This window comes from Campylobacter concisus, from assembly GCF_902460595.1.
Classification (GTDB): domain Bacteria; phylum Campylobacterota; class Campylobacteria; order Campylobacterales; family Campylobacteraceae; genus Campylobacter_A; species Campylobacter_A concisus_BL.
On the sequence record NZ_CABPVA010000001.1, the window covers coordinates 137,592 to 144,719 of the forward strand.

At 42.4% G+C, this 7,128-nt stretch carries 8 protein-coding genes; 3 read left to right on the plus strand and 5 right to left on the minus strand.

Annotation, left to right across the window (positions count from 1 at the left end):
* Positions 1–56: 56 nt before the first annotated feature.
* The gene (locus F3G86_RS00605) at positions 57–1,364 is read left to right on the plus strand and encodes an Ig-like domain-containing protein (RefSeq protein ID WP_149722683.1); all 1,308 of its coding nucleotides are present in this window, start codon (positions 57–59) and stop codon (positions 1,362–1,364) included.
* A gap of 43 nt (positions 1,365–1,407) precedes the next feature.
* Here F3G86_RS00605 and F3G86_RS00610 read toward each other — a convergent pair whose 3' ends face one another.
* From F3G86_RS00610 to F3G86_RS00625, 4 genes are all read right to left on the minus strand, one after another.
* On the minus strand, positions 1,408–2,826 hold the full coding sequence (locus F3G86_RS00610; RefSeq protein ID WP_149722684.1) for an alanine/glycine:cation symporter family protein: 1,419 nt from the start codon (positions 2,824–2,826) through the stop codon (positions 1,408–1,410).
* 88 nt (positions 2,827–2,914) lie between these two features.
* A complete protein-coding gene (locus F3G86_RS00615; protein WP_149722685.1) occupies positions 2,915–3,430 on the minus strand; it encodes an ATP-dependent DNA helicase RuvA in 516 nt (171 codons plus the stop codon).
* Positions 3,431–3,468: 38 nt separating this feature from the next.
* Complete coding sequence (locus F3G86_RS00620) at positions 3,469–4,635, minus strand: replication-associated recombination protein A (protein ID WP_223228544.1); 1,167 nt, start codon at positions 4,633–4,635, stop codon at positions 3,469–3,471.
* A 20-nt stretch (positions 4,636–4,655) separates the two neighbouring features.
* Positions 4,656–5,186: a pyridoxamine 5'-phosphate oxidase family protein gene (locus F3G86_RS00625; RefSeq protein WP_148815564.1), complete on the minus strand. Its 531-nt coding sequence runs from the start codon at positions 5,184–5,186 to the stop codon at positions 4,656–4,658.
* Positions 5,187–5,264: 78 nt separating this feature from the next.
* Between F3G86_RS00625 and F3G86_RS00630 the strand changes: the two genes are divergently transcribed.
* Positions 5,265–5,558 (plus strand): hypothetical protein, encoded by a 294-nt coding sequence (locus tag F3G86_RS00630; protein ID WP_103575532.1) that lies wholly within the window; start codon positions 5,265–5,267, stop codon positions 5,556–5,558.
* Between the two features lies 1 nt (position 5,559).
* Here the strand turns inward: F3G86_RS00630 and ung are convergent, their stop codons facing one another.
* The gene (ung, locus tag F3G86_RS00635; RefSeq protein WP_103642233.1) at positions 5,560–6,252 is read right to left on the minus strand and encodes a uracil-DNA glycosylase; all 693 of its coding nucleotides are present in this window, start codon (positions 6,250–6,252) and stop codon (positions 5,560–5,562) included.
* A 63-nt stretch (positions 6,253–6,315) separates the two neighbouring features.
* Between ung and F3G86_RS00640 the strand changes: the two genes are divergently transcribed.
* Entirely contained in the window at positions 6,316–6,891 is a 576-nt protein-coding gene (locus F3G86_RS00640; protein ID WP_103568692.1) for a YbaK/EbsC family protein, read from the plus strand.
* Positions 6,892–7,128 lie beyond the last annotated feature (237 nt).

Sequence of the window (7,128 nt, forward strand, 5' to 3'; positions counted from 1 at the left end):
TAAAATATTTACTTATAATTGCAGCATAAAAACTAAAAACATAAAAAGGAAATGTTATGAGTAAAGTTAAAGGATTAATAAAATCAATAATCGGCACGGATGCCATCGTCGCAGTTGATGCTAATGGAAATCAAAGAACTCTAAAAGCTGGCGACGTGATCTATGACAATGAGGTCATAAAAGAGCAAGACGGTGTAAAGGTCGAGGTGCAAGCTGCGCAAACTCAAAATGAAAATGCTAGCGATGAGACTGGCAAAGAGATAGCATCGCTACAAGAGCAACTACTAAATGGTAAAGATATCTCTGATCTTGAAGAGACTGCAGCTGGCGGTACTCAATCAGCAGGAGGAGTAAGCTCGAATGGTGTTAGCCTTGGCGCTGCTGGCTTTGCAAATGGTGGTCATGAGTCAAACGTAAATGCAAATTTTGGCGATCTAAGCTCTCAAGCAAACGCTAGCGCAGAGGCTTTTACAAATGTAAGTGGTGGCGCAAGCGAGGAGGGCTTTAGTCTTGATACACTTGCGGCTGCGATAGATAATGCATATAACAATATATTGCCACAGCCACTAGAAGTAACTGTCACAGCAGTTGATGATAACGTAGTGACTGGAAATACAGATCAGGCAGTAAGCAGCAACCTTGACATCGAGGGCAATATCTTAGAGCATGAAAATTCACAAAGAACAGGTCTGCATATCACAAATGATAACACTCCAACTTTGGTAGGTAAGGCTACTTCAAACGCTACTATAAGCATATTTGATGGTGAAGGTGAAAATGCACCACTGCTTGGCACAACAACAGCTGATAATGATGGCAACTGGTCATACACACCAACTTCGCCTTTAGCTGATGGAGATCATAAATTTACGATTGAAGCTAGCAAAGTAGCTGCAAATGGCGAAGAGCTAAAAGCTACAAGCACGCAAGAGATAACTGTTGATACAGACAATAGCACCTTGTCTATCACAAAAATATCTACTGATGACTTTTCTGACCTGTCACACTATAACACAATGTATGATAGCAACAAACAATACGACTTTTCACCGACCATAGAGGGCAAAGCAGAGCCATTTGCTGAAATAAATTTGGTTATTAAAACAGCTGATATTATTAATCGTGATGGCTTAGGTAACTCTTGGCTAGGTAAAGCAGCTCAAGTGGTCGAAGAGCTAAGCGCTAAGGCTGATGCTGATGGCAACTGGAAAGTCGAAAGTAGTGTTTTAAACAATAGAGATTTTGAGTACACAGTCCAAGCTTCATCAGTAGACGAGGCTGGCAATAAATACGCAGAACCTCAAGCAACGACATTTTATATGCCACTTGAGCCTATAACTGTTGCTCCAACTGACCACCTATAATATAAATTTAATGTGGAGAGCCTCTCTCCACACACTTTTAAATCTACTTCAAATACTCTTTTACGTTGTACTCTTTGCCAGCGTCGTGATCTTTTAAAAGTTTAGCCACGACCGGGCTTAGAAGGATTATGGCGATTAAATTTGGCACGACCATAAGGCCGTTAAACATATCTGCTAAACTCCAGACAAAATCGACCTTTTGCAAGCTGCCTAAAAAGACAAAAACAACAACTAAAATTTTAAAAATTTTAACCGCCTTTGCGCCAAAAAGGTAGCGCACGTTGATCTCAGCGAAGTAGTACCAGCCAATGATCGTCGTAAATGCGAAGAAAAATAGGCAGATCGCCACAAAGCTATAACCGCCAGTTTTGCCAAAGATATGCGACGAGAACGCCTCTTGCACCAAGGTGATGCCAGTAAAGACCGCCTTGCCGTTTTCAAAGCTGATGACGTTTGCAGTAAGCACCACAAAAACGGTTATATTTAGGATGACAAAGGTGTCTATAAAGACGCTCATTATGCCAAGGACGGCTTGATCGACTGGGTGTTTGACGTTTGCAGCAGCGTGTGCGTGCGGAGTTGAGCCCATGCCAGCTTCGTTGCTAAAAAGTCCCCTTGCGATGCCGTATCTCATAGCAGCTGCGATGCTAGCGCCAGTGGCCCCACCCCAAGCAGCCGAAGGATCAAATGCGGCTTTAAATATTAGTGAGACCGCTTCTGGGATTTGGTGAAAATTTAAAGCGATGATAACCACGCCAACAACGATGTAAAGTAGCGCCATTAACGGCACGATCTTTTCAGCGACCCTTGCGATCGCCTTTACGCCGCCTATGAAAATTAACGCGCAAATGAGAGCCAAAAACGCCCCTGTTAGCCACTGCGGTATGCCAAAAGCGCCGCTAAAGCCGTCTGATATGGAGTTTGCTTGAACCATATTACCGATAAAGCCAAGTGCGATGATGATAGCGATAGCGAAAAATCCAGCTAAAAATTTCGCCCATTTGCCCTTTAATCCTTGACTTATGTAAAAGGCTGGGCCGCCTATCGTGTGTCCGCTGTCGTCTTTGGTGCGGTAAATTTGAGCGAGGCAAATTTCAGCAAAATTTGTAGCCATGCCCAAAAAGGCTGCGCACCACATCCAAAAAATAGCTCCAGGGCCACCCATGATAAGCGCTGTGGTCGCACCCACGAGGTTTCCAGTGCCAACTTGCGCCGCGATAGCGGTTGCGACTGCCTGAAACGAGCTCATACCAGCCTTGCCAGCAGCCTCGCCATGAAGTGAGAAATTTCCAAAAAGTTCGCCTAAACCCATCTTAAATTTAAAAATCTGAACAAAGCCAAGTCTAATGGTGAAAAATAGTCCAGTGCCGCAAAGTAGGGCGATTAGGAAGTATGGACCCCAAAGAAATGAATTTATACTTTCAACGCAGTTATTTAAAATTTCAGCAAAATTTGTAGGCATTTTTTAACTTTCGTGATTGATTTGGATTTGAGAAGTATATTTGAATAAATATAAAATTTAAATTAACTACTAAAAAATTATAGCCGAGCTAAATTTTTACAAAAGCGTCCTGCAAAACCATGCTTGAGTAGTAGTAAAAGCTGTAAAATAGCCTATCGTCATAGCTTAGCTCGTCTTGATCCACGATCTCAAGATACTTTGGCTCTAGCATTTGCTCCATCTTTGCAAGCGGCTTTGCGTGCTCAAGATGCTCTAGCTTCTCGCAAATTTCAAGCATAAATTTAAAAAAGAGTTCAAGCTTACGTGAGATAAATTTAGCTGCTTCGCCTTTTTCGCCTAGCGCACTTTTGTAAATTCTCACTAAAAAAACGAGCGCAAATGGCGTTGCGTGCCAAAATGTCTCTTGATATTCACACTCACCAAAGATCTCATCAAGCAGCTCGCTAAGCTCTTTTTCGTCAAATTTGCTCTTTTTTACAGCCTTTGCAAGTGTGTTTAAAATTTGTGCAAAAAGCTCCGCCGTGCCGTAACTACAGCTTAGCCTCGACCACGGCACGTCTTTTATCTTTAAATTTGCGATATATGTTAAATTTTGCTCGACCATGCGCGTACCTTTTTAAATCAAAAGAGTAAAGCCTAAATTTAGCCCTTTGCCCTTATCTTTTCTAGCCACTCATTTAGCGTTTTTTCAAAGCCTATGCCCTTGCTTTTGTAAAAAATGAGCGGTTTTTCTAGGTATTTTTGCTCGACCCAGCCACCAAAATCATGCGGATAAAGGTAGTCTTTGCTCTCTTTTGTGTGATTTTTTAGATATGGCGGGATCTTTAAAATTTCCTCGCTTTGCACGTATCTTAGGGCCGCATTTATCGCGTTGTAGCTGGAATTTGACTTTGGCGAGCTAGCTAGATAGACGGCGCACTGAGCCAGTATGATCCTAGCCTCTGGAAAGCCTATCTCTTTTACGACACTAAGCGTGCTTGCGGCTAAATTTAGCGCATTTGGGTTTGCGTTGCCGATGTCTTCGCTGGCAAATATCGCCATCCTTCTAGCGATGAAGTCCGCACTCTCGCCAGAGTCTATGAGCCTTGCAAGGTAGTATATGACGGCGTTTTCGTCGCTTCCACGCAGGCTTTTTATAAAAGCGCTTGCTAGCTCGTAGTGCGTGTCGTCCTCTTTTGCCCCCTCTTTTAGGGCGTTTTGGCGAAGTGTTTTTAAATTTTTTAGGCTTACATTTTCATCAAGCGTGACGGCAAATTCGAGTAAATTTAGCATAGCTCTTGCGTCGCCGCCGCTACTTTTAAAGAGATACTCTTTTGCTTCTTCGTCAATGCTAAATGAAATTTGCTCTCTTATCTTGCCAAGAAGCTCCTCAAAATCGCCACTGCTAAGCGGTCTAAACTCAAAGAGCATCGAGCGGCTTCTGATGCCTGAGCTTAGCGTGAAAAAGGGATTTTCAGTACTTGCACCGATGACTAGGGCCTTGTAGTTTTCCATGGGGATAAGTAGCGCTTCTTGCTGGGTTTTGCTAAGCCTGTGGATCTCATCTATGAAAAAGAGCGGCTTATTTAGGGCGTTTTCGTAGTTTTTTAAAATTTTGCGAAAGTCATCTATCTTTAAATTTCCGCCGTCAAACTCGTAAAAGTCGTAGTTTGCCCCGCTTGCCACAGCCCTTGCAAAGCTCGTCTTGCCACAGCCTGCTGGACCATAAAATATGGAGTGCGGTATCTTGCTTGTGGCTATAAATTTTAAAAATGCCGCTTTAACCGTCTTTTGTCCGCAAATTTCATCCAAATTTTTTGGCCTAAACATCAGTGCAAGTGAGCTCAAATTTACTCCTTTAACGCTTTTGGCAAAATTTTGGCCTTTGCGCTAAGGCTCTCTATCTTTAGCTCGTAAATTTTCATATTTTTTAGCCCATACTCGGCCGCCACGTCAAAGGTGCTCATCGCGTAGGCGGTGTATTTTTGGCTGAGAATTTTTAAAATTTCATATCTTTTGGCTTCATCTGTCACTTCGTAGGCTCTTGTTTTTGCGATGGTGCTTTTATACTCAGTCGTAAAGACCTTGCCGCCAAGCGCCTTGCCGTCGTCTTTTATCATTTCTAGCTCGCTATCATTTAGGTGCGGGACCTTGTTGAAGCTCACGCAGACAAACTCCACTTTTCGCCCATTTTGAAGCAGTTTTGCCTTGCTACCAGCGGTCGCTCCGTGGATAAAAATGCTCTCACCAACCCTAGCAGGCGAGATAGGCACGCTAAAAATTTCTCCCTCATCATCTACGCATGAGATCACGCAGTATTCGCAGTTATCGATAATCTCAAGCGCCTCGTCAGGGCTTAGTTCTCTATCTTTTCGTCTCATTTTCATCCTTTTTTTGCAAAATATTTTAAAATTTAAGTGCTTAAAGGCTAGTATAACGCAAAAATTTCAAGGAAAAATATGAAAAAAATTGCCATTTTTGCCCTTTTGATGGGCGTAAATTTATTTGGTGCAAGCGAGGTTTGCAAAGAGTATGTCAAGCAAAGTAGGCTCTATCTTGACGAGCTTTACGCCAAAGAGAGCAAGAAGCTTGCGGGTGATGAGAAGGCGCTAAGGCTTTTTGAGCTTAAATTTGATGAGTTTAAGCAAAGGCAAAGCGGCCAAGAGGCGATGATAATGCAAAATAACGATGAGAAATTTTGCAAAAGCGAGCTTGAAAAGGTAAATAAGCTTCTTAGTGAGCTTAAAAAATAGCTCAAATTTTAGCGTTTAAGTCCCACTCGATGGGCGTTTTGCCGTGGTTTGCTAGGTAGATATTTGCCTTTGAAAAGTGCCTGCAACCAAAAAATGCCCCACGAGCTAGCGGACTTGGGTGCGCTGCTTCTAAGATTAGGTGCTTGCTGGCGTCTATAAGCGGCGCTTTTGCCTTGGCCGGGTTGCCCCAGAGCATAAAAACTACGTTTTGTAAATTTTGGCTAATCTTTCTTATGACAGCGTCTGTAAAGCCCTGCCAGCCGAAGCTAGCGTGAGAATTTGCCGCTCCAGCACTTACGCTTAAAGTAGAGTTTAAAAGCAGCACGCCTTGCTTTGCCCACTTTGTAAGATCGCCGCTATTTGGCTCTTTTATGCCAAGATCGGCGTAAATTTCTTTATAAATATTCACAAGGCTTGGTGGCACGCGCACACCACTTGGCACTGAAAAGCTTAGTCCCATGGCTTGATTTGCGCCGTGATATGGGTCTTGGCCTAGGATGACGACCTTTACGGCGTGAAATGGCGTTAGGTTAAATGCGTTAAATATAAGCCCGCTTGGTGGATAGACGACGCCAGCGCTCTTTGCTTTTAAGAAATTCTCTTTGATGCGAGCGAAATTTTCACTCAAAAACTCATCTTTTAGCACCTCTTTCCAGCTTGGCTCGATCTTTACGTCATCTAAATTTATCTGCATTTTCCTGCCCTTTTTTGGTTTTAGCGGTATAATTTTAACTAAATTTATCCAAAGGAAAGAGCTGTGTCAGAGCAAATTTTTAATAAGATCCACGATCTTCTTAGCAAAAATGGGGCTAAATTTAGAGTGATAGAGCATGAGAGCGCAAGGACTTCAGAGGAGGTCGCTAAGATAAGGGGCACGAAGATGAGCCAGGGCGCAAAGGCGCTGGTCTGCTCTATAAAGGGCGTTAGCGAGGAGAAATTTAGGCAAATTTTTAAAGATGAAAATGTGCTAGATGGTTACTTGCTAGATGACGAAAAGCCAGCGATGAAGGCTGGTAAAATTTACTTGCTCGCGGTCTTGCCAGCGGACGAGCAGGCTGATCTTGACGCGCTTACGCAAAAATTTGATGGTAAAAGAGCGAGCCTTGCTAGCCCAGAGGAGGTCACAGTACTTGCTGATTGCGTATTTGGCTCGGTTCCGCCATTTAGCTTTCATAAAAATTTGCACCTTGTTGTGGACGAGAGTTTGCTAGAGCGAAACGAGGAGATCGCCTTTAATGCGGGGCTTCTTGATAGATCAGTCGTTTTAAACGCAAAAGACTACGCTAGGATAGTAAAGCCGGTGTTTGTTAAATTTGCAAAAGAAAAGTGCTAGGCTAACCACTTCCTAGCACTAAATTTGTCGGGAGAAAAATGAATTTAAGTAATGCAAAGACGAGAAATTGCTAAATTCATTTCAGGAGCAAATATTATCAGGGATAATCTTAAAGTATAATAAAGTATATTGATAAAATATGCATATTTTAGGGATAATTATCTTTATATATAAAAAAATATATTTTAAAATCCAAAATTTTTGGCTCAAATTTTACTAAATTTAAAAAGAATTTAT